Source organism: Plantactinospora sp. BC1 (assembly GCF_003030345.1).
Classification (GTDB): domain Bacteria; phylum Actinomycetota; class Actinomycetes; order Mycobacteriales; family Micromonosporaceae; genus Plantactinospora.
On the sequence record NZ_CP028158.1, the window covers coordinates 1,639,250 to 1,662,967 of the forward strand.

Here is a 23,718-nt window from a genome sequence, read left to right on the forward strand (position 1 = left end):
GTCACCGATCCGCAGGGTGCCGGGGACCGGCGGGGAGTCAGGAGGGTCGGCGGAAGGCGCGGGCCAGCCGGCGGACGGCCTCGTCCATCAGCTCGGCCGGGGCGGCGGCGTAGCTGAGGCGCAGGTGCGCGGCCGGGGGTTCGGCGGCGTACCAGGGACGGCCGGGAAAGACGAGGACCCCCTCGGCGGCCGCGGCGGCGGCCAGCGCGACGTCGTCGGTGCCCTCGGGCAGCCGGATCCACAGGTGCATGCCGCCGCGCGGAACGGGCTGCCCGGCGAGTTCGGGCAGATGCCGGCGGAGCGCGGTCAGCAGCGCCTCCCGACGGGTCCGCAACGCGGTACGCAGCATACGGCGGTGCCGTGCCCAGGCGGGGGCGCTGACGAACTCCAGTGTGGCCTGTTGCAGTGGGCCGGCGACGAAGAGGTCGTCACGCAACCGGGCCGTACGCAGCCGGGCGCCGGCCGGGCCGCGGGCGCCGATGGCGGCCACCCGCAGCCCGGGAGCCGTCGACTTGGTCAGCGAGCGCAGGTGGACGACGTGTCCGTCGGGGTCGTCGGCGGCCAGTGGTGGCGGGCTCTCCCCGTCGATGGTGAGGTCGCGGGCGTAGTCGTCCTCGATCAGGAACGCGCCCGCGTCGCGTACGGCCTCGACGACCCGGGTCCGGCGGTGCGCCGCCAGGGTCGCGCCGTGCGGGTTGGCGTGCAGCGGCTGGCAGTAGAAGAGCCGGGCGCCGGTACGGGCGAAAGCGGCGGCGAGCTGGTCGGGGCGTACTCCGTCGACGTCGACGGGCACCGGCACCACCCGCAGGCCGGCCGCCCGGGCGGTGGCCAGCGCACCCAGGTAGGTCGGCGACTCGACGAGCAGGGTGTCGCCGGGCGTGCCGAGTGCGCGCAGCGCCGTCGACAGCGCCGCCTGTCCCCCGGGGCAGATCACCATGTCGTCGGCGCGCAGCCCGCCGCCGGCCTCCCGGGCGAACCAGGCGCGCAGGTCCTCGCGCCCCTGCGCCGGTCCGCGCTGCCAGGAGGCGGGCTGCCGGGCGGCGCGGGTGAGCGCGGCGCCGAGCGCGGCGGTGGGCTGAAGATCCGCGTCGAGATAGCCGCCGGAGAGCGGGATCGCGCCCGCGGGCGGTAACGCCAGTAACGCCTGCATCTCCGCCTCACCCGGTCGGCTGGGGCCGAGCGCGACGGTCTGCCAGGAGAGGTCGGGTGCGGCCCGCCGCTGCGCCGGTTCGGCGACGAAGGTGCCCCGGCCGGATCGCGCCTCGACCAGCCCCTCCGCCACCAGCTGCCGGATCGCCTGGGCGACGGTGACCGGCGAGGCCTGGTGCCGGGCGGTCAGCTCGCGTACCGAGGGGAGCCGGGAGCCGGGGGCGGCGACAGTCACGAGGTGACGCAGATCTTGGATAACCCGCTCCGCGGCGTTACCGTAATTCATGAAAGGACAGAGTAGCGTTACTGCCACCAGCACGGTAACGGCGGAGCGGCTGGTCGGCCTCGTCCTCGGCGCCCTGGGCGTGCTCGCCTTCAGCATGTCGCTGCCGGCCACCCGGGTCGCGGTACAGCAGCTCGACCCGTGGTTCGTCGCCTTCGGCCGGGCCGTCGGCGCGGCGCTGCTGGCCTGGGCGTACCTGTGGATCACCGCCGCGCCGCGCCCCACCCCCGACCAGTGGCGACGGCTGTCGGTCGTCGCCCTCGGCGTCGTCGTCGGCTTCCCGCTCTGCACGTCGCTGGCGCTGGTCACCCAGACCTCCGCGCACGGCGCGGTCGTCATCACGGTGCTGCCCGCCATGACCGCCGTCTTCGCGGTACTGCGGGCCGGCGAGCGCCCCCCGCCGCTCTTCTGGCTCGCCAGCACCGCCGGGCTGCTGGCGGTGCTGGCGTTCCTCGTCGCCAGCGGTGCGGTGCACGGTGCCCTCTCCCCGGCCGACCTCCTCCTGCTCGCGGCGGTCGTACTCTGCGGCCTCGGGTACGCCGAGGGCGGCGCACTCGCCCGCGAGTTGGGCGGCGCCCGCACGATCTGCTGGGCACTGCTGCTCTCGCTGCCGGTCACCGGCCCCGTCACGGTCGTCGTCGCGGTGGCCGATCCCCCGCGGGCCGACGCCGTGAACTGGTCGGCGTTCGGCTACCTCACCCTGGTCTCCATGTTTCTCGGCTTCTTCGCCTGGTACGCGGGCCTGGCCCGGGGCGGCATCGCACAGGTCGGTCAGATCCAGCTCGCCCAACCGGTGCTCACGCTGGTCTGGTCGGCACTGCTGCTCGGCGAGACCGTCACCCCGGCATCGATCGGGGCCGCGCTGGTGGTACTGACCTGCGTCGTACTGATCCAACGCACCCGGTCCCGCGCACCGGCCGTGCCGGGTCGTTGAGAGTGGACCGTACCGTCCGCGCCGTTCCGGGACGGATGCCGCGTCCTAGACGCGGCGCCCGTAGAGCCCTGCGGCCAGGCTGACGCCGATGGCGGCGAGACCGACCTGGAGGGCGAGTTCGATCCAGTCGATGCCGGGGGTCTCGGCAACGTCGAAGGCGGCGGCGAAGACCGTGCCGAGCAGGGCGGCGAGGATGCCGATGAGCAGGGTGAGCCAGATCGGGATGTTCTGCCTGCCGGGTACGACGAGCCGGCCGAGGGCACCGATGATCAGACCGATGATGAGGGCGGTGAAGATGCCGCTGATCTCCATGCTGAGTCTCCTTCGCGTGTCGTTGAACCGGGGACGCAGTGCCCGTTGGCCGGCTCGCAGAAACCTTCCGCCGGCCGGTACCCGCCTGCCGGGCGCCGCGTCCGGTCTGCCGCCGAGCCTCGCTCGACCCCTCCCCGGTTATCGCCGGGCACCCGCCGGCGGTGACGCGGTCCTATGCTGACCGGATGCGAATCGCCTTCGGCGCCGACGACGAGAACGAGGCGACCAGAGCGGTGCTGGGCTACCTTTCCGAGCTCGGCGAGGTGGTTCGGGTCGGTGCCGACGCACCGTGGCCCACGATCGGCGCCGAGGTGGGCCGCGCGGTGACCGGGGGACGGGCGGACTTCGGCGTCGTGATGTGCTGGACGGGCACCGGCACCGCGATCGCGGCGAACAAGATTCCCGGGGTACGGGCCGCACTCGCCTGGGAGCCGTGGATCGCGACCGGCGCGCGACTCTGGAACGACGCGAACGTGCTGGCGCTGAGCCTGAAGCGGCTCGCCCCGGACGTCGCCGTCGAGGTCACCCGGGCGTTCTTCGCCACACCCCGGCCCGACCCCGACGAGGCCGGGAACATCGCCCGGATCTCCGAGCTGGAGCCGGGGCAGAACCCGCCCCGGTGAGCTGGTCCACCGGCCGGGCGCCCCGCTCCGGCCGTCCCTCTGCTGTGGAAGGTGACGCCGAGTGCCGGCACGGGGGTACGACGTCATCGTCGTCGGCAGCCGGGTGGCCGGTGCCGCGACCGCCATGTTGCTGGGCCGGCGGGGCCTGCGGGTGCTCGCGGTCGACCGGGCCCGGTTCCCCAGCGACACCCTCTCGACGCACCAGGTCCAGGTGCCGGGGGTCGCCCGGCTGCACCGGTGGGGTCTGCTGGAGCGGCTGGCGGCGGCCGGCACTCCGGCCTCCCGCGACATCCGGCTCGACACCGGCGACGTCGTACTCGCCGGCCGCTACCCCGGCTACCAGGGCGTCGACGCCCTCTACAGCCCGCGCCGCACCCTGCTGGACGCGCTGCTGGTCGACGCGGCCCGCGAGGCGGGTGCCGAGGTGCGCGAGGGGTTCGACGTCGACGAACTCGTCCGGGACCGGGACCGGGTGGTGGGGGTGCGCGGACGGCAGCGCGGCGGCTCCCCGGTGACCGAGACCGCGTCGCTGGTGATCGGCGCCGACGGCAAGCGTTCGACGGTCGCCGCCGGGGTACGGGCGGCCGTCTACCGGGAGCGCCCGGCGAGTACGTTCGCCTGTTACACGTACTGGTCGGGGGTCGCCGTCTCCGGCGGAGAGTTCTACCAGCGCCCCGGGCGTACCGTGGCGGTCTTTCCCACCAACGACGGCCTGACGATCGCCTACGTCGCCGGCCGGGCCACCGACTTCCCGGCGTTCCGGGCCGACGTCGAGGGCCAGTACCTAGGCACCCTCGACGGCTGCGGTGATCTCGGCGCCCGGGTCCGGGCCGGCGAGCGGGCCGAACGCTTCCGGCTGACGCCGGACGTGCCGAACGCGTTCCGGGTGCCGCACGGCCCGGGCTGGGCACTGGTCGGCGACGCGGGCCTGGTGATGGACCCGATCACCGGCCAGGGCATCGGCAACGCCTTCCGGGACGTCGAACTGCTGGTCGAGGCGGTCACCACCGGCCTGGACAGCGGCGGCCGGCTCGACGCCGAACTCGCCGGGTACCGGGCCCGCCGGGACGCCGCCGCCGCCCCGATGTACGACCTCACCCTCGACCTGGCCTCCTTCCGGCCGCCCCGCGCGGTGGACCGGGAACTCTTCGCCGCGCTCGGCGAACGGCCGGCCGCCGTCGACCAGTTCCTCGGGGTACTCTCCGGGGCCGTCCCGATGTCCCGGTTCCGTTCGCCGGGCAACCTGCTGCGGCTGCTCGGCCCCCGGGCCCTGGTCCGGATCGCCGCCGCCGACCTGCTGCGCCGGTGATCCCCCGCCCGCTCAGCGGTAGGAGCGTTCCTGGATGGTGTACAGCTCGGCGTAGAGTCCACCGGCCGCCATCAGCTCGTCGTGGTCGCCCGCCTCGACCAGCCGACCGGCCGACAGCACCAGGATGAGGTCGGCCATCCGCACCGTGGAGAACCGGTGCGAGACCAGCACGGTGATGGCGCCGGTCTTCGCGGCGGCCCGGCCGGCGCTGGCGGCGTAGCGGGCGAAGAGCCGGTGTTCGGCCTCGGCGTCCAGCGCCGCGGTCGGTTCGTCGAGGACCAGCAACAGCGGCGCCGGCCGCATCATCGCCCGGCCCAGCGCGATCTTCTGCCACTGCCCCCCGGACAGCTCCCGCCCGTCCCGGTGCGAGCCGCCGAGCGGGGTGTCCAGTCCCCGGTCCAGCTCGTCGACCAGGTCGACGCCCTCGGCCCGGTCCAGTGCGGCGAGCACGGCCTCGTCGGAGTCGACCCGGGGCAGGTCGCCGACCCCGACCGCCTGCCGGGCGGCGAGTTCGAACCGGACGAAGTCCTGGAAGCCGACCGCGATCCGGGCCCGCCAGTCGTCGAGCGGAAACCGGGCGATGTCGACGCCGTCGGCCTCGATCCGGCCCCGGTCCGGCTCGTACATCCGACTCAGCAGCTTGACCAGGGTCGTCTTGCCGGCGCCGTTCTCGCCGACCAGGGCCACCGTGGAGCCGGCCGGCAGCAGCACGTCCACGCCGTCGGCGACGGTACGCCCCGTGCCCGGGTAGTCGAACCCGACCTCGCGCAGCCGGATCCCGTGCCGCAGCCGCGCCGGTACGGCGGCGTCCGCCACCGGCCGGGGCGCCCGGGCGGTCAGCTCCCGCAGCCAGCGGAAGCCGGCCAGGGCCAGCGCCACCCGTTGCAGGTCCCGCAGCAGGCCCACCATGGCACTCACCTGCTGGTTGACCAGCGCCGCCAGCGCGATGACGAGTACCACGTCCCCGACGCTGCGCCGACCCGCCACCGCGTCGCGCAGCACCAGCAGCGCCGCAGCGGCGTACCCGAGGGCGAAGCAGGACTGGCCGGCCGTACGCAGCAGCGCCGCCCTGATCTCCGCCGGCCACAGCTCGCGGATGGTGGCCCGCCACAGGGTGCGGTGCCGGCGGCGGATCTCGGCGGTCATCCCGGAGACCCGCAGTTCCTTGGCGGAGCGGGGGTCCGTGGCGAGGTCGAAGAGGTGCCGCGCGCGGCGGGCGGTCTCGGCCGTGCCGTCCCGGGCCCGGGAGAGCAGGATCTCCGCCCGCTGCCCGAGCAGCATCGGCGGTACGGCGGCCAGCGGCAGCAGGAGCAGCGCCGGATGGAGCCGGGCGAGCAGCACGGCGGTGACGGCCACCGCGACGGCGGTACCGAGCCCGGACAGCAGTGACTCCATGCTGCGCCAGCCGACCCGCTGCAACTCCTGGGTGAGCGTCTGCATCCGGTCCGCGTAGTCGGGGCGCTCGTGGTGCTCGATCGACGGGGAGCCGGTGACCACGTCGATGAGCTGCCGGTCCTTGGTGAGGAGGTTGACCTCGCCGAGTTCGAAGTAGGCGATGTGCGCGAAGTGCCCGAGGGTGAGCGCCGCGACGGTCCCGGCCGCGGCGGCGCAGCCGGCGAGTACGGCGGTCGCCCGGTCGCCGCGCAGCACCGCGTCGGTCAGCGCGCCGAGCGCGGCGGCGACCAGCGGCAACGCGGCTGCCTCGGCCAGTTTGAGGAGTACCGCCAGGATCAGCTTGGCCGGCCGCTGCCGCCAGGAGAGCCGGACGAGTTCGACGCAGCCGCGTACCGTCTCGGTCATCACCGGTCACCGCCGTCCGGCGCCGTACCGCTGGGCTCGGCGGCGAACCGTTCGGCCTGCAACTGGAAGAGTTCGGCGTACCGGCCGTCGGCGCCGACCAGCGTCTCGTGGTCGCCCTCCTCCACCACCCGGCCGTCGGCGAGTACCACGATGTGGTCGGCGTGCCGCACGCTGGAGAAACGGTGCGAGATGAGCAGCGAGGTCACCCCACGGGTCAGCGCCACGAACCGGGAGAAGAACGCCGCCTCGGCCCGCACGTCGAGCGCGGCGGTCGGCTCGTCCAGGACGAGCAGCCGGGCACCGCACTCCACCCCGTAGAGGGCGCGGGCGATCGCCACCCGCTGCCACTGTCCACCGGAGAGGTCGACGCCGTCCGGGTAGGTGCGGGACAGCGGCGTCTCCAGGCCGGCGGGGAGCCCGTCGAGCAGGTCGGCCAGGTCGGCCCGGTGCAGGGCCCGCCGGATCCGGTCCGGGTCGCGCGGCGCGTGCACGGCACCGAAGGCGACGTTGTCGGCGATCGACAGCTCGTACCGGACGAAGTCCTGGAAGACCACGCCGATCTGCCGGCGCCAGGCCGCGACGTCGAAGTCGCGGATGTCGACGCCGCCGAACCGGACGGTCCCGGCGGTCGGTTCGTGCAGCCGGGCGAGCAGTTTCACCAGGGTCGTCTTGCCGGCTCCGTTGAGGCCCACCAGGGCGGTGCAGCGGCCCGCCGGCAGCGTCAGGTCCAGGTCGGTGAGCACGTCGTGCCCGCCACCCGGGTAGCGGAACGTGACCCGGTCGAACCGGACGGTCGGCTCCGCCACGTCGGCCGGATCCGGCCCGTCGACGCGGGGGCGGCCGGCGTCGGGTCGGTCGCTGCGAACCCGGGCGGGCCCGGCCGGAGCGGCGGCGACCGGCGGGAGGGCGGCCGGGCCGGCGACCGGCGGGAGGGCGGTCGGCCTCATCGCGTGCTCGAACCGCGCCACGGCACCGGCGACGAGCATGCCGAACTGGCTCGGCGAGTCCGCCTCGGGGTAGTACTCGCCGAGCAGCAGCGCCGCGACCGTCGCCTGGAGGGCGAGCGCCAGCTCGGTGAGGGTGATCCCGGCGGTCGCGGCGTCCGCGATGGCCGTGAAGACCCCGACCGCGATCACCAGACCGACCAGCGTGTACCCGAGATAGGGCCAGAGGTAGACCCGGCGGCGGGCCCGCCACACCGGCGCCAGCCAGTCCCGGTAGGTGCGCTCGTAGCGTTCGGCGAGCCAGCTGCCGAGCCCGAACACCCGCAGCTCCTTGGCGGCCCCCGGCCCGAGGACGAGCCCGCGCAGGTAACGCCCCCGCCGGATCAGCGGGGTCACCGCCACCCACACCTGCGAGTACTTCCGCAGGCCGCCGCGCTGACCGTACCGGAACAGCAGCGTGGTGACCGCCAGCAGCACCGCCGGGAGCCAGCCGACCACGACGCCGACGAGCAGCGCGAATCCGGCCAGCCGGACGTACCGGGCCAGCAGGGCGAGCAGCCCGGCGCAGCCCATCCCCGGCGTCTCCCAGTTGCTCTCCAGCCGGCGGGCCGCGTCCGCGAGGGCGTCCAGCGCCGCCGGATCCTCCATCCGGGCGATCCCGGCGCCGCCGAGCGCCGCGCCGATGACCCGGTCGTGCACGGCACCGTCCACCCGCAACCGGACGAGTTCGCCGAGCGCGACCTGCACCGGCGTGAGCGCCTGCTGGGCCAGGAACAGGGTCGCCGCCGCCGCGAACGCCGAGAGCAGCCCGGTCGCGGCCGGCGAGCCCGGGCCGGCGTCGATCGCCGCCGGAAGCCGCCCGACCATGACGCTGCTCGCGACGACGAACGCCACCGGCAGCACCCCGAGGGCCAGGTTGACGCCGATCAGGGCGCCGACCAGCCCCGGGCCGGCCGACCGCAGCTCGCCGAGGAGCAGCAGGCGCGGCCGGACCGCCTCCGCCCGCCAGCTCACCGGGTCGCCCCGTCCAGCGCCGGCAGCGCCGACCGCAACCGGTAGGCGTACGGCAGCGCCCGGAGGAAGAGCCGGACCTCGTCGCGGACCCGCGCGTGCACGCCGGCGGCGAACCGGGTACCCGCCGCAGCCCGGCTCCGCTGGTCGGGCGGTTGGTCGGCGGGCGCCGGTGCCAACCCGAGTTCGGTGTCGATCTCGCCGATCAGTCGACGGGTCCGGGCCGCCTTCGCGGTGACCCGGCCGGCGAGTTCGACCGCCGTCGTGGCGCCGTCCGCGAGGACCGGACCGGCCCAGCGGCCGTCGGACCAGCCGGCCTCCCGCTCCAGTACGGCGATCGCGGCGGCCCGCTCGTCGGCGGTCAGGGTACGCAGTCGTCGCCGGGTCGACCTGACGTCCATGAACGCGATGATTCCCTCCGGGACGAGTACCTGCACGCAGGCGGTGAGCACCGGTGCCGGCAGTGGACGGCGCTCCCGCAGCAGCCGGGCGGCGGTACGCAGCAGCGCGGCGGCCGGGGTGGCCTGGTCGGCGTACCAGCGGGACCGCAGCCGGGTCAGCGCCCGCCCGGCCGCCGGCACGCCGATCCGGGCCTCGACGGTCGAGAGGAACCGCAGGTGCGCCACGGCCCGCCCCCGGTACGCCAACCCGTCCCGGAACAGTTCGGCGGCGAGCCGCCCGGTCGCGTCGGGCAGGTCCCCGTCGAGCCGGGCCAGGCCGTAGCGGCCGAAGGCGTCCGGGTCGAAGCGGTCCGGTGAGGTCTCCGCGTACCCCCGCCGCACCTCTTCGAGCAGCCGGTTGACCAGGTCGCCCTCCCGTTCCTGCCGGTGCGCCAGGAACGGGCCGGTGTGCCGTGGCCCGCGCTCGTGCAGCAGGAAGGCGGCACCGGACTCGCGCGGCCGCAGCCGCCCCCCGGTGCTGACGACCAGGCTGAGCGCGAGCGCGAAGTCCTCGTTGCGTCCGTGCCGGACCGCGAACTCGACCCCCTCGTCGGTGCCGCTGGTCACGAACGCGCCGCCCCGGAACTTCCGAGACCCGCCGGCCAGCGCCGCCTGCCGGACGTGCCGCACCGGCGGATCGCTGTCGCAGACGTCGATGCTGCGCTCCGAGGCCACGAAGAACCGTTCCAGCAGCAGCGCACTGCGCCGGTCCGGATGTCCGGTGTACGCGGCCGAGACCAGGGTCGGTTCGGTCTCCTCCAGGATGCCGAGCAGGTCGGTGGGGTACGCCCGCAGTGCCGCCCGGGTCGTCCGGCCGGTCAGCCGCCCGGCGAGCAGCCGCCCGGCCGGCAGTGCGCTGCCCCGCTCCCCGGTCGTGGCCGTACCGGCATCCGGCCGGGCGGTCCGCTCGACGTCGCGTACCACCGCCTCGGCGGCGCGGCGCTGCTCGGGGAGCGGGACGTCGAGCGCCGCCGGCCGTACGTCGTCGTCGCAGACCAGTACCCGCCGGCCGGCGGCGGAGAGGATCGCCCAGTTCCGCTGTTCGGCGGCGGACCCCGCCCAGGTGCCGTCGGCCCGCCAGGCGCCGAGCAGTCGGTCGAGGACCGGCCGGTCGACGTCCCCGCCGGGAAGGCTCCGCTCGAACGCGGCCCGCACGGCGTGCTTCTCCGCCGGCCCGACGTAGCGGATCCGCAGGCCCGCCGATCCGGCCTCGTGCACCACGGACCGGACCCGGGGCCGGTGCACCGGACCGGAGTCGTCGTAGACCACCACCTCGACGTGTTGCCGCCCGAAGCGGCGCAGGTTGTCGTGCAGGGCGGCCAGGCAGCCGGCGAGGGTGTCGGGGCGGTCGTGGGTGATCACTGCGATCCGGTCGATCCGCCCCGGCCAGGGCCGGTACGGCACCGCCCGCCCCGCAACGACCCGGTCCGCGAGGTCGTGCACGAGCGACCGGGGCAGCGCCGGAGTCACCGTCGAGGCGTCGCTGAGCCGGTATTCCCGGCCGCCCCGGGGCGTCACGAAGAGCTGCCGCCCGCCGTACAGGGCAAGCTGGTCGAGCAGCACGAACAGCTCGGCGGCGACGCGGGCGTCGGGTACCCGGACCACCGCCTCGCCGCGCGCACCCGCCAGCAGTTCCACGGCCTCGCCGTGGTCGCGCAGTCGGGTCGCCAGCTCGGGTGCGAGCACGCCGGCCAGGCAGGTCCAGCCCCGGATCCGCCGCAGCACCGCGTTCACCAGCGCGGCGTGCGGGGGTACCGTCGATCCGGTCACCGTCATCGCCGCGCCGTGCCCCGACCGGCCGGCGCGGCCGCCGCACCGCCCCAGGCGACCGGGTCCTCCGGCGAGAGGCAGGCCGGATGGCTGAGCAGGGCGCGATAACTCTCCATACTGGACGACACCGCGTGCTGGGCGACCGGCGGCAACGTGCGGGGATCGCACGGCACCGGACGGGACGCGTAGAGGCGGGTCGCCGTCCAGGCGCGGCCGACCCACCGGCGTCCCTCGTCGCGGTCCAGGCCCTCCTCGAACCACCGGCCCGGCGGCTGCCACGGCCCGGTCACCATGCGCTCGTCGAAGCGGACCGCCAGCCGGTCACAGACCTCGGCGATCCGTCGCGGCCGGGTCTGTAGGTCGCCGAAGTCGACGACGGCGAGCTTACGGACGCCCGCCCGCGTCAGCGCGGCGACGAGGTCGACCGCGCGGAGCCAGCAGAGCACGCCGACCCGGAAGATGGCCCGGTTGAACCACTCGGTGTCCGAGGCACAGCCCTGCCGCTGCGGCTGCACGTCGTAGAGGTCGCCGATCAGCCGGTGCACCGGACGGAAGTCGCGGGTCCGCCGCAGGTATGCCAGCACGTCCTGCCAGCAGCCGCGCACCCCGGAACGGACGATCGGGAAGTCGGCGCAGGCGGCGACCGCGTACCGGTCGAGCAGCCGGGCCGTCTCCCGCCGTCCGACCGGGACGCCGGTGCGTTCGACCAGCTTGTCGCGGAGCAGTTCCCGGTTGCCGAGTACGGCGAGCAACTCCGAGGCGACCTGTTGCACCGGGTCCCGGACGACGACCAGGAACCGGTCGTACGGGGCGAAGAGCTCGTCGGGATGGTCGGGCAGGAACGCGGCCTGCTCCTTGACGTACGGCAACCGGCCCGGCGCCTCCCGCTCGACCTCGCGCAGGGCCCGGAACAGCCCGTCCCGGCCGTCCTCCAGCAGTCGGGACCGGAGTACCGCGGCGACGTCCGGGCTCTGGCCCATCATCCGGGCGACCGCGTTGGAGCCGCCGCGCGGCACCGAGATCTGTAGGACCTTCGGGCTCATCGGCCCACCGCCGGCGGGCACAGCCATGGTGCGTCGCACACCCGTCTCACGCTCCCCCGTGACACCCGCGCGACGGCCTGACCGGCGTCGGCGGCAAACACCGAGACGATCTATGCGAGTCTATGTACCCCGTTCGACGTCCGTCCATGCGTTAAGCTCCGGTCACATGGCCGTCGATGATCGGAAGTCCCCCGGGTCCGCCGCCGAGGAGCCCGTGCTGTCGGCCGCCGTGATGACACACCCGAGGCGGCTACCCCAGGCCCGCGCGGTCGCGGCCGGTCTCGCCCCGCTGGATGCCGCGCTCGCCGTCGACCCGGAGCCGGACGGGCCGCCGAGCACCGTCCGCAGCGCCCGGCTGGCCTACGCCGCCGTCTCCCCGGCGGCCACCCACCATCTCGTGGTGCAGGACGACGTCCGGCTGCCGGCCGGCTTCGCGACCGCGGCCCGGCAGAGCCTGGCCCGGCAGCCCCGGGCGGCGGTCAGCTACTTCGTCGAGTGGGGCTCCCGGACCGCGTCGCTGGTCCGGTTCGCGGCGCTGACCGGCGCCTCCTGGGTGCCCATGGTGAATCCGTACGTGCCGACCCAGGCCCTGGCGCTACCGGCCGAGACGGCGCGCGAGTTCGCCGCCTTCCTCTCCACCCAGCCGGAGACCGGCAGGGCCGACGACGAACTGGCGCTGGACTTCCTCCGCCGGGCCGGGGTGCCGTGCCTGGTGACCGTGCCGAACCTCGTCGAGCACGACGACCGGTCCAGCCTGATCGGCAACCACGACCACGGCGTGCGGCTCTCCGCCTGCCTCCTCCCGGACGGTCCCGGGCCGGCCGGCGAGACCGCGCCGCTCACCGGGCCGGTACTCGACGTACCGGCGATGCTGCCCTTCCTGGCCTGGACCGACGGCACCGCCACCACCATCGACACCACGGACGGCTCCTACTCGACCCGGCTGCCCACCGGCCGGGTGCTCGCCGCCGAGGGCTGGGACGAGACCGGGCTGACCGGCGCCTACCGGGCGGCCGTCGACGGGATCCCGGCCGGCGACACGGTGCGCGCCGAGATCGGCGACCGGCACCTCTACGCGCTCTGGCAGACCTCGGTGGCGATGGGAGCGGTACTCCGCAGCACCTGGCCGGGCACCGCCGCGCGGCTGGCGGCCCGCCTGGAGACCCCGCTGGTCGAGCGCGCCCTGCGCACCATGGGCCCGGGGGCACTGCGGACGTTCCACGACTTCGACCTGTTGACCGGCCGCGAGGAGGAGTTGGCCGCGCTGGTCCGCACCGGCCTCCGGCACGGCGCCGCACGACCGCCTGGCTGACCGGCGCGGCAGCGGCGCGGCGAGGCGGTCGGGCTGACCGGGGCGGTAGCGGCGCGGCGAGGCGGTCGGGCTGACCGGCGCGGCAGCGGCGCCGCGAGGCCGTCGTTCGCTACCGGCTGCGCCGGGCGACCCGCACGCCGTAGGCGATCGTGCCGACGACGAGCAGCACGCCGATGAGCTGGAGGCCGGGCGAGTCGTCGGCTCCCCCGTACAGCACGGCGGCGACGCCGAGGGCGACGACGAGCAGGGCGACGACGACGAGGACGTACTTCATGGGTTCTCCGTTCCGGGGCCGGACCCTCCGCCGATCCCGACGGTGCGCGGGTCGACGTGGTCGGTCTGTTCGGTGTGTTGGGCGCCTGGCAGGCGGGCGGCGCCACGACGGTTCATTCCTCGACCCACTCGAGCAGGTCACCGGGCTGGCAGCCGAGCACCCGGCACATGGCCTCCAGGGTGCTGAACCGGACGGCCTTGGCCCGGCCGTTCTTCAGCACGGCCACGTTCGCCGGGGTGAGCCCGACCCGCTCGGCGAACTCACCGACGCTCATCTTGCGCTTGGCCAGTTCGACGTCGATGCGCACGACGATGGGCATCAGATCACCGCTTCCATGTCGGTCCGCAGCGTGGTGGCCTGTCGCAGCAGCGCACGCATCACGACCATCAGCAGTCCGAGCACGGCGACACCGATCGACATCAGGAAGAGCAGCAGAGGTAGCCCGGGGTCGTCCGACCTGAAACCGACGTAGAGGAGCACGCCGACCAGGACGATCCAGGCGGCGGCGATGGCCCAGAGGATCGCGTCCACCCAGGCCAGCGACGCCTCACTGAAGATGCGGTCGTTCTTGACCATGGTGAGCAACTTCCAGGTGGCCACGATCACCACCTGGACGCAGAGCACCCAGAAGACCGAGACGGCGGTCATCGGCCACCTCAGGTACGCGAGTTCCGGGGACTGCTCGGCCATGTACGCGAACTGTCCGGGCAGCGAGAAGGTCTGGAACATGACCAGCACCCCGAACAGCAACACCAGGAGGACTCGGAGTGGGGCGACCGCTCGATGTTCGGTAAACATGCATCGACTATCACTCGCTACCTATCGAATGTCAATAGGCTTGGAGTCGTCCGGGCGCCGGGGAACGGTCGACAGGGTGTGGGAGGGGCCGGCCGACGACGTCGTACTCCACCAGCACCGGGGCGTGCTCGGAGCCGGTTCGGGAGCTGAACGGGTCACCGGGGGGGGCACGCAGCCCGGCGCGGTCCGGGGTGCTGCCCCGGTTGCCGACCTCGATCAGGCAGGCGTGCTCGTCGATCACGATGGTGATGTCGACCGTGCTCTCCGGCTCGGCGTGCACCACCGCGTTGGCGCATGCCTCGCTGATGAGTACGGCGAGGTGCCCGCAGGCCTCCTCGGTCGCGTCGGTCAGGCTCAGCAGGGTGGTGAGGACGTGACGGGCGCGGGTCACCGAGGACGGCTGCCGCGGAAGCGACAGCGTCGTGGTCACGCGCATTCCGCAGCTCCTTCTCGGTCCAGCCGTGACCCCGCTGGACCTGGGTCACAGGCTGGCCGGGATGTACAGGTCGTGATTGTGATCAAAACTACCCGAGGTTGCCGAGCTGAAACGGTCAGGGTGCCGACTCACGGTACGGCTCGCCGGCGGCGGTTCGGCCGTCGGCCGCATAGGGTGGGTTCGGATCATCGGAGTGGGGAGGCTGTCGTGAATCTGCTGGTGGCGGTCCGGCCAGGCCGGGGTTGCACCGTACTGGAGGTGGCCGGTGACCTGGACATGGCGACGTCTCCACAGCTGCGCGACAGCCTGCAACAACTCGTCGACGCAGGGCACCGCCAGGTGGTGGTGGACCTGTCCGGGGTCGGATTCATGGATTCCAGTGCGCTGGGCGCACTGGTGGTGATGTTCAAGGCGTTCCGTGACCTCGGCGGCCGGTTGTGCGTCGCCGCGGTGCAGCCGGCGGTGCGGAGCGTGCTGACGATCACGTCGGTCGACCAGGTGCTCCGCGTCTACGACAGCGTGCAGGCGGCTGAGGACGACGTGCCGACCGAGGACGGCACCGCACGCGGGTAGCACGGGCACCCGGGTGGCACCGGCACGGGCACCGCACCCGGGATGGCGCGCGGGCAGCCGGGGCGGTACGGCAGCCGGGACGGTACGGCAGCCGGGGCGGTACGGCAGCCGGGACGTCAGTCGGGCAGCGGCGTGCTGACCCGGGTCTGGTCGGCCCCGGCGCTGGTTCGCCGGTTCTCGCCGTGCCCGCCGTGCCAGTCGAGGATCAGCAGGGTGGCGTCGTCGGCCAGGGTCGGTCCGCTGACCTCGATCACGGCATCGGCCAGCGCCCGGACGGCCTCGCGCGGGTGCAGTTCGACGAACGACCGCAACAGGGCCGGCAGGTCGAGGCTGGCGGCGTTGCGCTCCCGCATGCCGTCGGTGAGCACCACCAGCCGGTCACCGGGTCGCAGCGCGAGTTCACCGGCGCGGTAACCGGCCTCGGCGAACATGCCGAGCGGGAAGTTGCCCGGCAGCGGCAGCGGCCGGGTGGCACCGTCGCGGACCAGCAGCGGCGGCACGTGTCCGGCGTTGACCAGGGCGCAGACCCCGGTGCGCAGGTCGAGCCGGCCGAGCAGCGCGGTGATGTAGCTGCCGGGCACGATGGCGTCCTCGGCCACGGCGGCGTTCGCGGCCTCGGCCTGCTCCACCAGGCCAGCCGCGCGGCGGCGGCTGTTACGCAGGCTGCCCACGCCCAGGGTGGCGGTCAGCGCGCTGGTCACCCCGTGTCCCATCGCGTCGGTGACGCTGAAGTGCAACAGGTCGCGGGCGAGGCTGTAGTCGAAGGTGTCCCCGCCGATGCTGGCGGCCGGTTCGAGCCAGCCGGAGAGGGTGAAGGCACTGGCCTCACAGGTGAACGCGCCGGGCAGCAGGCGGCGCTGGATCTCCGCCGACAGGGTGAACGGGGTGGTGCGCTGCCCCCATTCGAAAAGGTCGGTGTGCCGCCGGTTGGCGATCACCACGAAGGCCAGCGCGTGCGCCGTACGGGCGATCTCCGCCAGCGCGGCCTCGGCGGGTTCCTCCGGCAGCACCATCTCCAGCAGGCCGATCGCCTCACCCCGGTCGGTCACCGGCGCCAACACCGTCCAGCCGTCGGGCTTCCCGGCGACCTGCACCGTCTGGCTGCGTAGCGCCTGCTCGGCGGGACCGCCGTCGAACGGCATCACCGTGGCGGTCTCGTCACCGTTGCGGCGCCCCTCGCCGGTGCCCCCGATCGGCACGTGAGCCAGCCGAACCAGCGCCCGGCCGCTGAGGTCCGCGATCAGGAACGTGACCGTACGCGCCCCGAGCGCCATACCAAGTTCCCGGGTGACCGCCTCGACCGCCTCGACCGGCGAGGCGTTCTCCGCCGCCTCCAACAGGTCGGCGAGAACCTGCCCTCGACTAGTCTGCACGCCGGAAGCCTACGAGACCGACCGCGACGGGTTCGACGACCCTGCAACCGGAGGCAGTCGGGCCGGGGGTGGGGTGCCGGCACGCCCGGCCAGCGATCGGCGCATCGAGTCGACCAGCGCCCGGGCGGAGTCGGACCAGCCCGGCACCGGGAAGCCGGCGGCGGCCGGCGGCAGCGTACCGCCCAGCGCGGAGCCGACCAGTTCGGTCAGCCGGCCGGCGTCGGCCAGCGGATAGAAGTGCGCGTGCCCGTCGACCGTCTCGCGCAGCGGCGCGATGTCGGTGCAGATCACCTCGCAACCACAGGCCAGCGCCTCCAGCGGGCCGAGGTGGTTGCCCTCGTTGCGGGAGGCGACCAGCAGGGCGGCGGCACCGGAGTAGAGCGCGGCCAGGGTGTCGTCGTCGATCCTGCCGGTGAAGACCACCGAGCCGGCTGCGGGCGCGTCGCGGAGCAGCGCGACGACCTCCGCACGCGCCTCGGCGTACCCGCCGACCACGACGAGCCGGGCGCCGGCCGGGAACCGGGGCGCGGCGTCCAGCCAGCGGGCGAGCAGCCAGTCGAACCGCTTGATCGGACCGGCGAGCCCGACGTAGAGGCAGTACGGGCCGGAGAGCGCGTATTCGGCCCGCACGGCGGCCACCTCGGCGGCGGGGCGCCGGTGGAACGTCTCCGTGCGTACCGCGCACGGCACCAGGTCGATCCGGTCGGCCGGGACACCGAGCAACTCCACCAGGTCGTGACCGGTCGCCCGGGACACCGCCACGATCCGGGTGGCATCCGCCGCGAGCACCCGGTTCAACGCCCGGAAGTAGCGCTGGAACGGCCCGCCCCGCCCGTCGTCCCAGTCGGCGAGCGCGGCGAGTTCGGCCCGGACCGCCGTCCACTGCGCGGCACCGAAGTGCCGGACGAACTGCTCCCGGCCGTAGTCGTGCTCGGGGAAGCGCAGCCGGGTCAGGTCGTGCACGGTGAAGCTGTACGGAACCGGACAGTGCCGGTCCACGGTGTAGTGGGTGGTGTGGTAGAGGTCGAATCCGCCCGTCTCCAGCAGGCCGCGCAGTTCGGCGCTGCGGCGTACGAAGCCGTCCGGCTCGGTGGCCACGAGCAGCCGTACCGGTGCCGTCCCGACCGCCTCCCGCGCCGACGTGACCTGCACCGGGTCGACGAAGGCGGTCAGCCGTGGCGTGTCGCCGGCCCCGGCCGACACGGCCAGCTCGCGCAGCAGGTTGGTGCCGTAGCGGGCGATCCCGGTCTGCTGGTTGGCGCGAACATCGACAAGGATTCGCGTCATGCCGCCTCCCCCGCGCCGTACGTCTCCACCGGATCAGTCGATGTCGACCGATGTAGTCAGATGATTACATGACGAAGTGGACCTCGACGACTACTTCGTTTTCGGTGCCGCCGGACCGTACCGGCGCAACGAGGTGTTCACCGACCGGGAGGACTACACCCGGATGCTGTTGAACCGGGCCCGGGACCTGGCGGCCGAGCCGCTCGGCACGGCGGACCTGCTCGACTTCGGCCGGCCCGCGCAGAACGTGATCGTGATTCACGGCCAGGGCGGCATCGGCAAGACCACACTGGTCAACCAATTCTGCGCCGAGCTGACCGGGTCGTCCGCGCCGGAGTTGCCGAAGCGGCGAATGGTCGCCAGTTTCGACTTCGCCGACGGCAGCAACCTCGGCTTCGAGACCGTCGTGCTGCGGGTCCGCGCGGCGCTGGGCAGGCTCGGCCGGCCGTTCACCGCCTTCGACACCGGCCTGTCGGTCTACTGGGAACTCAAGCATCCGGGCGTCAGCCTGACCGACTTCGTCGAACGCAGCGGCTTCCTCGGCCAGGAGGATCGGGAGCAGACGGCGCAGCAGATCGCCGGGGTCGTCGACGAACTGCTCGGCTCGGTGGCGGTGGTGGAGGTCGGCTACCGGATGGCCTCCGGGCTGGTACGCCGGCTGCGCGAGGCCACCGAGGTGCGCCGGCTCCAGCGCGAGTTCCCGCCGTTCGCCCTCATCCTCAAGGAGAACGACCCGGACCGGATGCTCGGCTACCTGCCGATCCTGCTCGCCTGGGACATCGAGCGGATCCGGGCCAGACGGCCGGCGCTGGCCGTCTGCCATCTGGACACCTTCGAGGCCGTGCAGGGACTGCCCCGGGAGAAGGGGCTGCTGGAGGACCTGCTCGCCCGGATGGTCTACCTCATGCCCAACGTGCTCTTCGTGGTAACCAGCCGGCGCCCGCTGCGCTGGCACGACCCGGTCCGCGCGGTCACCCTGACCTACGGCGGCACCCAGCGCTGGCCGCGTCTCGCCGGGGCGGACGGGCGCGGCGACCAGCACGCCCTCGCCGGGCTCACCCCCGACTACGCCGACACCTTCCTGCGGGAGAGGCTGACGGTCGCCGACGGGGAACCGGCGATCGAGGAGGCGGTACGCCGGCGCATCGTCGACGCCTCGGCGGGCTCCCCGCTCTATCTGGAACTGTCGGTCAGCCAGTACCGCAGCGCGGCGCTGCGCGGAGAGCGGCCGGACCCGGCCCAGTTCGGCGGTCCGCTGCCCGAGCTGGTTCTGCGGATCATGCGCGACCTCTCCCCCGCCGAACGCAACCTGCTGCGCGCCTCGGCACTGCTGGCGGCGTTCGACGCCGACATCCTCCGCGCGGTGCTGCCGGACGTGGCGATGGCGACGATCCACCGGTTCCTCACCAACAGCTTCGTCCGGCACGCGGCGGGCACCTGGCCGGAGTACCGGATCCACCAGACCCTCCGGCAGAGCATCAACGCCTGCGACGAGTACACCGACGACGGCTGGGTCGGCGCCGAGCGCGCCGAGCGGGCGGCCCGGGCGACGGCCCGGGTCACCGAACTCGGCCTGGAGGTGTGGCGACCCGACGACGGCGACACCGTGGTCTCCGCGCAGCGCAGCCAGTGCGCGGTGGCGGCGATGCTGCTGGTCCTACAGGCGGCGGTCGAGCACGAGCTGCTCCCGGACCGGCTGGGTGACCTGACCTACACGCTCAGCCAGCTCGGCCACTGGCAGGTGCTGGCCGCGCTGCCGCCCGCCGACGGTGCCGCGCCGGCACTGCGCCGGCTGGTCGAGGCGGCCCGGCTGGCGTCCACCGCGCAGGTCGACGCCCGCCCCAGGTACCAGCGCCTCAAGACGCTGGCGCAGGCGCCGTGGCAGCACCCCTACGACGCGTACGTCGCCTACGAACTCGGCTCGCTGACCCAGTCGACCGGCCACCACGCCGAGGGCGACGCGTTCTTCGCCTCCCTGGAGCAGGCCGGTCCGCTGCTGCGCAGCGCTGGTGCGTGGGGCCGGGCCGGGGTGGCGCTGCGCCGCAGCCGGCTGGCCGAGGTACTCGGCTACGCGCCCCCGTCGGCCGGCCAGCCGCTGGAGGACGCCCGGACCTGGGACCTGCTCGGGCACGTCTACCAGCACGGCGGCGACTTCACCCGGTCGGCCGGCTTCTTCCGGCAGGCCCTCGACCAGGCCCGGGCCACCGGCGCGCCGCTGTGGGGGGCGCGGGCCGCCCGGCACCTGGCCCTGGCCACCATGTGGACCGACCCGGAACTCGCGGCGTCGATGCTGCCGGAGGCCCGGGAACTCAACCAGTCGCTGGGTGACCTGATCGGGCTCGCCCAGTGCGACCTGGCGGCGGCGGTCGCGGCGGCCGCCCGGGGCGACCGCGCGGAGGTGGACGAGCTGCTCGCCCGCGCCCACCGGCTGACCGAGGAGTCCGGGGTGGTCGGCCAGCTGCTGCCGGTCGACGCGATCACGGTACTCGCGGCGCTCGCGACCGACCGCCCGGAGCTGGCCCGGACCGCGGCGGCCGCGCTCGCCGCCGACGCCCGGGCCGACCAGCTCGCCCCACCGGTCTGGGCGGCGGTCGCCGGCCTCTGGCTCGGCGACGACGAGCTGCACGACTTCGCGGCGGTCGGCTGGTACGACTCGGCCGAGCTGGCGCGGGAACGCTGGCGCGGACCGCTGCGGATGCTCCGGGCCCGGCGGGCATCGGCCGAACCAGGTGGATGAGCAACAGGTGGACGAGCGGCAGGCGGACGAGCGGCCGGCAGGCGAGCGGCCGGCAGGCGAGCGGCCGGCAGGCGAGCGGCCGGCAGGCGAGCCACCGGCGGATGAGTGGTCGGCGGGCGAGCCACCGGCGGGCGCGCGGAGGGCGAGCGTGCCGCCCTGCGGGCCGCTCGACCTGAGCGACGCGGCGACGCCGTCGGCCGGCGAGCTGCCGGGCGAGGTGGTCGACGCGCTGGTCCGGGCGGCGGCGCGCAGCCCCGCCTACGACGGTCCGGCGCCGGACCGTACCGGCGTGGCCGTGGTGCCGGGCCGCCGTACCCTGATCAAGGTGCAGCACCGTCGGCACGAGACGCTGGCGGTCTGCCTCGGCTACGAGCGGGTACGCGTCGCCGCCGGCATCCCGGCACCCGCCCTGCTCGACCACGGCGAGATCCTGGCCGGCGGCGAACGCCGGTGGTGGACCGTGCTGGAACGGGTACCGGGGTCGCACGGCGGCGCCGGTCCGCTGCTGCCCCGCCGCCAGCGGGCGGTCTGCGCGGCGATGCGCCGCTGGCACGACCGGGCACCGGTGCTCGGCCGTCGGCTGGACGCCCCGGGCACCGCCGCGATGTTCTTCGGCGAGATCCGGCTACGCGACCCCGCGTGCGCGCTGCGCCTGGTGGCGGCGCTCGACCGGGCCTGCCACGGGGCGCCGATGACGGCGATCCACGGCGACATGGCGGTCGGGCACAACGTGCTGTTCACCGGTAGCCGGCTGCGGGCCGTGCTCGACCCGGGCGCCATCCAGGTCGGGCCGCCCATGCTCGACCTGGCCTGGTGCATCGCGGTCGACCTCGGTCTCGGCGGCACCGTGGAATCGGCCGTCGCCGGTTACGGCGCGGGGGTCGACCACGAGCAGCTCGACCGGCTGCTGCCGCTGATGCTGGCCCGACGCCGGTTCGACCTGCTCAACCAGCGCCGCCCGGCGGCCGCCCGACGGCTGGCGGTGCAGTTGCGGGCCCGTCGGCCGGAGCTTTTGACCTGGCTGCCGGCGCCGGATCCGATGCCGTCCGGTACGCACCGCTGACCGCGCCGTGCCGAGGCTCGACCGCTGGCAGCCGTACCGTACGCGCCAGGCCCTCGCGGAGCGGAACCGGCCGCCACGCCGGCAGCAGCGCGCGGAGCCGACGGATGTCGGCGACCACGGTCGGGCTGTCCGACACCCGGGTACGGGCCGGATCGCGCGCGACCGTGCCGGAGAGCCCGAGCACCTCCAGGATTCCGGCCACCACCTCCCGGCCGGTGCTGCCCCGACCGGTGCCGACGTTCACCCGGCCGGTGGCGCCCCGGGCCAGCAGCGCCACGACCGCGTCGGCGGCGTCCTCGACGAAGACGTAGTCGCGTACCGTCCGCAGGTCGCCCAGGTGCAACCCGCCACCGGCCCGGGCCTGGGCGATCGTCGTCGGGACCAGATGGTCGGCGGTCGGGGCCGGGCCGTAGAGGTTGAAGAGCCGGACCGAGAGCGCGGCCACCCCGTGCCGGGCCGCGTGCCGGTGCACCAGCCGCTCCCCGGCCAGCTTGGTCTCGCCGTAGACGGTGCACGGCGCGCACCGGGAACGTTCGGAGAGCGGCCCGGTGGAGTCGGCGTAGACGGCCGCGGAGGAGGCGAAGACGAACCGCCGGGGACGGTGGGCCCGCCAGGCGGCGAGCAGGCTGGCCGTACCGGAGACGTTCACCCGGGCGGTCTCCTCCGGATCGCGCTCGCAGTCCGGGATGAAGTGCTTCGCCGCCAGGTGGACCACGGCCCAGGGCCGTACGGCACGGTGCAGCTCGGCCACCGTGTCGGCGTCGCAGATGCTCGCCCGGTGGTGCACCACCCCGGCGTCGTCGGCGAACGCGTGCAGCCGGCGCAGCGTGCCCGCGCTGCCGTCGTCGAGGATGGCGACCGACTGGCCGGCGGCACGCAGCCGCCGGACCACGGCGATGCCCAGAAAGCCGGCTCCGCCCGTGACGAGCACCGGAGAACCGGCGACGGTCACCGGGCGGGCCGTGCTGGCGCGACCCGGCCCCATGCCAGGAAGGATAGATGGCCATGCATTCGTTCGCACCATGTCCAGTGAGGTGGCGGCGGTGATCCGGGTGCTGGTGGACGGGCGGATCGACGCTCCCGACGGCATCGGTCGCTACACCCGCTGCACCGTCGCGGCGCTGCGGTCCGCCGGTCGGATCCGGCTCGACGTCCTGGCGCCGACCGGGACACCCCGGTACGGCTCGGCGGAGGCGGACGAGCTGCTCGACGCCGCCCGACGCTTCGACGCGGACGTGATCCACCTGTTCGACTACCGGATCCCGTGGCCCGATCCCGGCATCCCGCTGGTGGTGACCGTGCACGACGTCGTCCGGCTGCTCGATCCCGGTCTCTGCTATTCGGACCAGGCGTTCGCCGCGCGGTTCGGTGCCGCCGACCTCGCGGCGCTGCGCCGGGCGGTGGCGGAACTGCGCGTACTGACCCCGCCGGCACCGGCCGCCCGGACGCGCCCCGCCTCGGCCCACGAGGAGTACTACGGCCTGATGATGGCGCACCTCGCGGCGACGGCGGCCCGGATCGTCGTACCGACCGAGACGGTCGCCGGGCAGTTCCGGGCCAGCGTACGGGCGGACGCGCCACTGCGGGTCAGCTCCTGGGGCAGCGACCATCTGCTGGCCGCACCGGCACCGCCGGACGGGGCGGTACCGCCGCTGCACGGGTTCGTCCTCTACGTCGGGCTGGCCCGGGCGCACAAGCGGATCGGTGCCGTGCTGGACGCGTACGCCCGGACGACCAGCCGGCGTCGCGGCGTACCGCTGGTCCTGGTGGGCGGCGACTTCGCGCCCGGCGGTACCGGTGCCGATCAGGTCGCCGAGCATCCGGTCGGCACCGACGCGGTGCTGCTCGGCGCAGTCCAGGACGGCGCGTTGCAGGCGCTGTACCGGCGGGCCGGTGCCGTGGTCAGTCTCTCGGCCAGCGAGGGTTTCGGGTTTCCGCCGCTGGAGGCGCTGGCTGCCGGGGCGCCGGTGGTCGCCGCCGACATCCCCACCTACCGGGAGCTGCTCGGCGCGGCGGCGCGGCTGGTCGACCCGGACGACGTGGAGGCGACGGCCCGGGCGATCGACGAGTCCCTCGCCGCCGGCCCACCCCCGGCGGCGGCCGGTGTCGCTCCCCGGTCCTGGGCGGCGCACGGGCGGACGCTGGTGGAGCTCTACCGGGAGGCGGTGCAGGAGCGGGCACGGTGAAGGGATCGGCTCGGGGCGCCGCCGGTGGTGCCGAACGGGCGTGCGCCACCCCGCTTCGCCG

21 protein-coding genes are annotated in these 23,718 nt (G+C 74.4%); 8 read left to right on the top strand and 13 right to left on the bottom strand.

Features of this window, described 5'->3' with window-relative positions:
• Positions 1-37: 37 nt before the first annotated feature.
• The gene (locus tag C6361_RS06985) at positions 38-1,435 is read right to left on the bottom strand and encodes a PLP-dependent aminotransferase family protein (protein WP_107267175.1); all 1,398 of its coding nucleotides are present in this window, start codon (positions 1,433-1,435) and stop codon (positions 38-40) included.
• Between C6361_RS06985 and C6361_RS06990 the strand changes: the two genes are divergently transcribed.
• Positions 1,434-2,366, top strand: a complete 933-nt coding sequence (locus C6361_RS06990) for a DMT family transporter (protein ID WP_107267176.1) — start codon at positions 1,434-1,436, stop codon at positions 2,364-2,366. The two genes, C6361_RS06985 and C6361_RS06990, sit on opposite strands and share 2 nt — an antisense overlap.
• A 45-nt stretch (positions 2,367-2,411) precedes the next feature.
• Here C6361_RS06990 and C6361_RS06995 read toward each other — a convergent pair whose 3' ends face one another.
• A complete protein-coding gene (locus C6361_RS06995; RefSeq protein WP_107256494.1) occupies positions 2,412-2,678 on the bottom strand; it encodes a GlsB/YeaQ/YmgE family stress response membrane protein in 267 nt (88 codons plus the stop codon).
• Between the two features lie 185 nt (positions 2,679-2,863).
• On the opposite strand from C6361_RS06995, the gene C6361_RS07000 reads away from it, so the two are divergent.
• Both C6361_RS07000 and C6361_RS07005 read left to right on the top strand, forming a co-directional pair.
• Positions 2,864-3,301, top strand: a complete 438-nt coding sequence (locus tag C6361_RS07000) for an RpiB/LacA/LacB family sugar-phosphate isomerase (protein WP_107267177.1) — start codon at positions 2,864-2,866, stop codon at positions 3,299-3,301.
• Between the two features lie 61 nt (positions 3,302-3,362).
• Positions 3,363-4,610, top strand: coding sequence for an NAD(P)/FAD-dependent oxidoreductase (locus tag C6361_RS07005; protein ID WP_107267178.1), 1,248 nt, complete (start codon positions 3,363-3,365; stop codon positions 4,608-4,610).
• Between the two features lie 12 nt (positions 4,611-4,622).
• Here C6361_RS07005 and C6361_RS07010 read toward each other — a convergent pair whose 3' ends face one another.
• The 4 genes from C6361_RS07010 to C6361_RS07025 are packed head-to-tail and all read right to left on the bottom strand — an operon-like array spanning position 4,623 to position 11,618.
• Entirely contained in the window at positions 4,623-6,410 is a 1,788-nt protein-coding gene (locus tag C6361_RS07010; RefSeq protein WP_107267179.1) for an ABC transporter ATP-binding protein, read from the bottom strand.
• Complete coding sequence (locus C6361_RS07015) at positions 6,410-8,368, bottom strand: ABC transporter ATP-binding protein (RefSeq protein WP_107267180.1); 1,959 nt, start codon at positions 8,366-8,368, stop codon at positions 6,410-6,412. Before C6361_RS07015 ends, C6361_RS07010 begins: the two co-directional genes overlap by 1 nt.
• Entirely contained in the window at positions 8,365-10,581 is a 2,217-nt protein-coding gene (locus C6361_RS07020) for a hypothetical protein (protein WP_107267181.1), read from the bottom strand. The genes C6361_RS07015 and C6361_RS07020 overlap by 4 nt, the downstream gene beginning before the upstream one ends.
• Positions 10,578-11,618 carry a hypothetical protein gene (locus C6361_RS07025; RefSeq protein WP_107267182.1) on the bottom strand — a complete coding sequence of 347 codons (1,041 nt, stop codon included), beginning with the start codon at positions 11,616-11,618 and terminating at the stop codon, positions 10,578-10,580. The genes C6361_RS07020 and C6361_RS07025 overlap by 4 nt, the downstream gene beginning before the upstream one ends.
• Positions 11,619-11,784: 166 nt before the next feature.
• On the opposite strand from C6361_RS07025, the gene C6361_RS07030 reads away from it, so the two are divergent.
• Positions 11,785-12,930 carry a hypothetical protein gene (locus tag C6361_RS07030; RefSeq protein WP_107267183.1) on the top strand — a complete coding sequence of 382 codons (1,146 nt, stop codon included), beginning with the start codon at positions 11,785-11,787 and terminating at the stop codon, positions 12,928-12,930.
• A 109-nt stretch (positions 12,931-13,039) separates the two neighbouring features.
• On the opposite strand, the gene C6361_RS37545 is transcribed toward C6361_RS07030, so the two are convergent.
• The 4 genes from C6361_RS37545 to C6361_RS07045 all read right to left on the bottom strand — a co-directional run bounded on the left by C6361_RS37545 (position 13,040) and on the right by C6361_RS07045 (position 14,438).
• Positions 13,040-13,204 carry a hypothetical protein gene (locus C6361_RS37545; RefSeq protein ID WP_199853278.1) on the bottom strand — a complete coding sequence of 55 codons (165 nt, stop codon included), beginning with the start codon at positions 13,202-13,204 and terminating at the stop codon, positions 13,040-13,042.
• Positions 13,205-13,316: 112 nt separating this feature from the next.
• Complete coding sequence (locus C6361_RS07035; protein ID WP_107256509.1) at positions 13,317-13,523, bottom strand: helix-turn-helix transcriptional regulator; 207 nt, start codon at positions 13,521-13,523, stop codon at positions 13,317-13,319.
• Positions 13,523-13,957: a DUF2975 domain-containing protein gene (locus C6361_RS07040; protein ID WP_234359376.1), complete on the bottom strand. Its 435-nt coding sequence runs from the start codon at positions 13,955-13,957 to the stop codon at positions 13,523-13,525. The genes C6361_RS07035 and C6361_RS07040 overlap by 1 nt, the downstream gene beginning before the upstream one ends.
• Before the next feature lie 76 nt (positions 13,958-14,033).
• Positions 14,034-14,438, bottom strand: coding sequence for an ATP-binding protein (locus C6361_RS07045; protein ID WP_107267185.1), 405 nt, complete (start codon positions 14,436-14,438; stop codon positions 14,034-14,036).
• 207 nt (positions 14,439-14,645) lie between these two features.
• Between C6361_RS07045 and C6361_RS07050 the strand changes: the two genes are divergently transcribed.
• On the top strand, positions 14,646-15,011 hold the full coding sequence (locus C6361_RS07050) for an STAS domain-containing protein (RefSeq protein ID WP_107256515.1): 366 nt from the start codon (positions 14,646-14,648) through the stop codon (positions 15,009-15,011).
• A 116-nt stretch (positions 15,012-15,127) separates the two neighbouring features.
• On the opposite strand, the gene C6361_RS07055 is transcribed toward C6361_RS07050, so the two are convergent.
• The gene (locus C6361_RS07055) at positions 15,128-16,384 is read right to left on the bottom strand and encodes a PP2C family protein-serine/threonine phosphatase (RefSeq protein WP_234359377.1); all 1,257 of its coding nucleotides are present in this window, start codon (positions 16,382-16,384) and stop codon (positions 15,128-15,130) included.
• 9 nt (positions 16,385-16,393) lie between these two features.
• Positions 16,394-17,671 (bottom strand): glycosyltransferase family 1 protein, encoded by a 1,278-nt coding sequence (locus C6361_RS07060; protein ID WP_107267186.1) that lies wholly within the window; start codon positions 17,669-17,671, stop codon positions 16,394-16,396.
• A 76-nt stretch (positions 17,672-17,747) separates the two neighbouring features.
• Here C6361_RS07060 and C6361_RS07065 point away from each other — a divergent pair, with 76 nt between their 5' ends.
• Both C6361_RS07065 and C6361_RS07070 read left to right on the top strand, forming a co-directional pair.
• Positions 17,748-20,408 (top strand): hypothetical protein, encoded by a 2,661-nt coding sequence (locus C6361_RS07065; RefSeq protein ID WP_107267187.1) that lies wholly within the window; start codon positions 17,748-17,750, stop codon positions 20,406-20,408.
• 148 nt (positions 20,409-20,556) lie between these two features.
• On the top strand, positions 20,557-21,471 hold the full coding sequence (locus C6361_RS07070) for a phosphotransferase (protein WP_107267188.1): 915 nt from the start codon (positions 20,557-20,559) through the stop codon (positions 21,469-21,471).
• On the opposite strand, the gene C6361_RS07075 is transcribed toward C6361_RS07070, so the two are convergent.
• Positions 21,353-22,456: an NAD(P)-dependent oxidoreductase gene (locus C6361_RS07075; protein ID WP_159079220.1), complete on the bottom strand. Its 1,104-nt coding sequence runs from the start codon at positions 22,454-22,456 to the stop codon at positions 21,353-21,355. The genes C6361_RS07070 and C6361_RS07075 overlap by 119 nt on opposite strands.
• Positions 22,457-22,493: 37 nt before the next feature.
• Here C6361_RS07075 and C6361_RS07080 point away from each other — a divergent pair, with 37 nt between their 5' ends.
• Positions 22,494-23,657, top strand: a complete 1,164-nt coding sequence (locus C6361_RS07080) for a glycosyltransferase (protein ID WP_159079221.1) — start codon at positions 22,494-22,496, stop codon at positions 23,655-23,657.
• Positions 23,658-23,718: the final 61 nt, after the last annotated feature.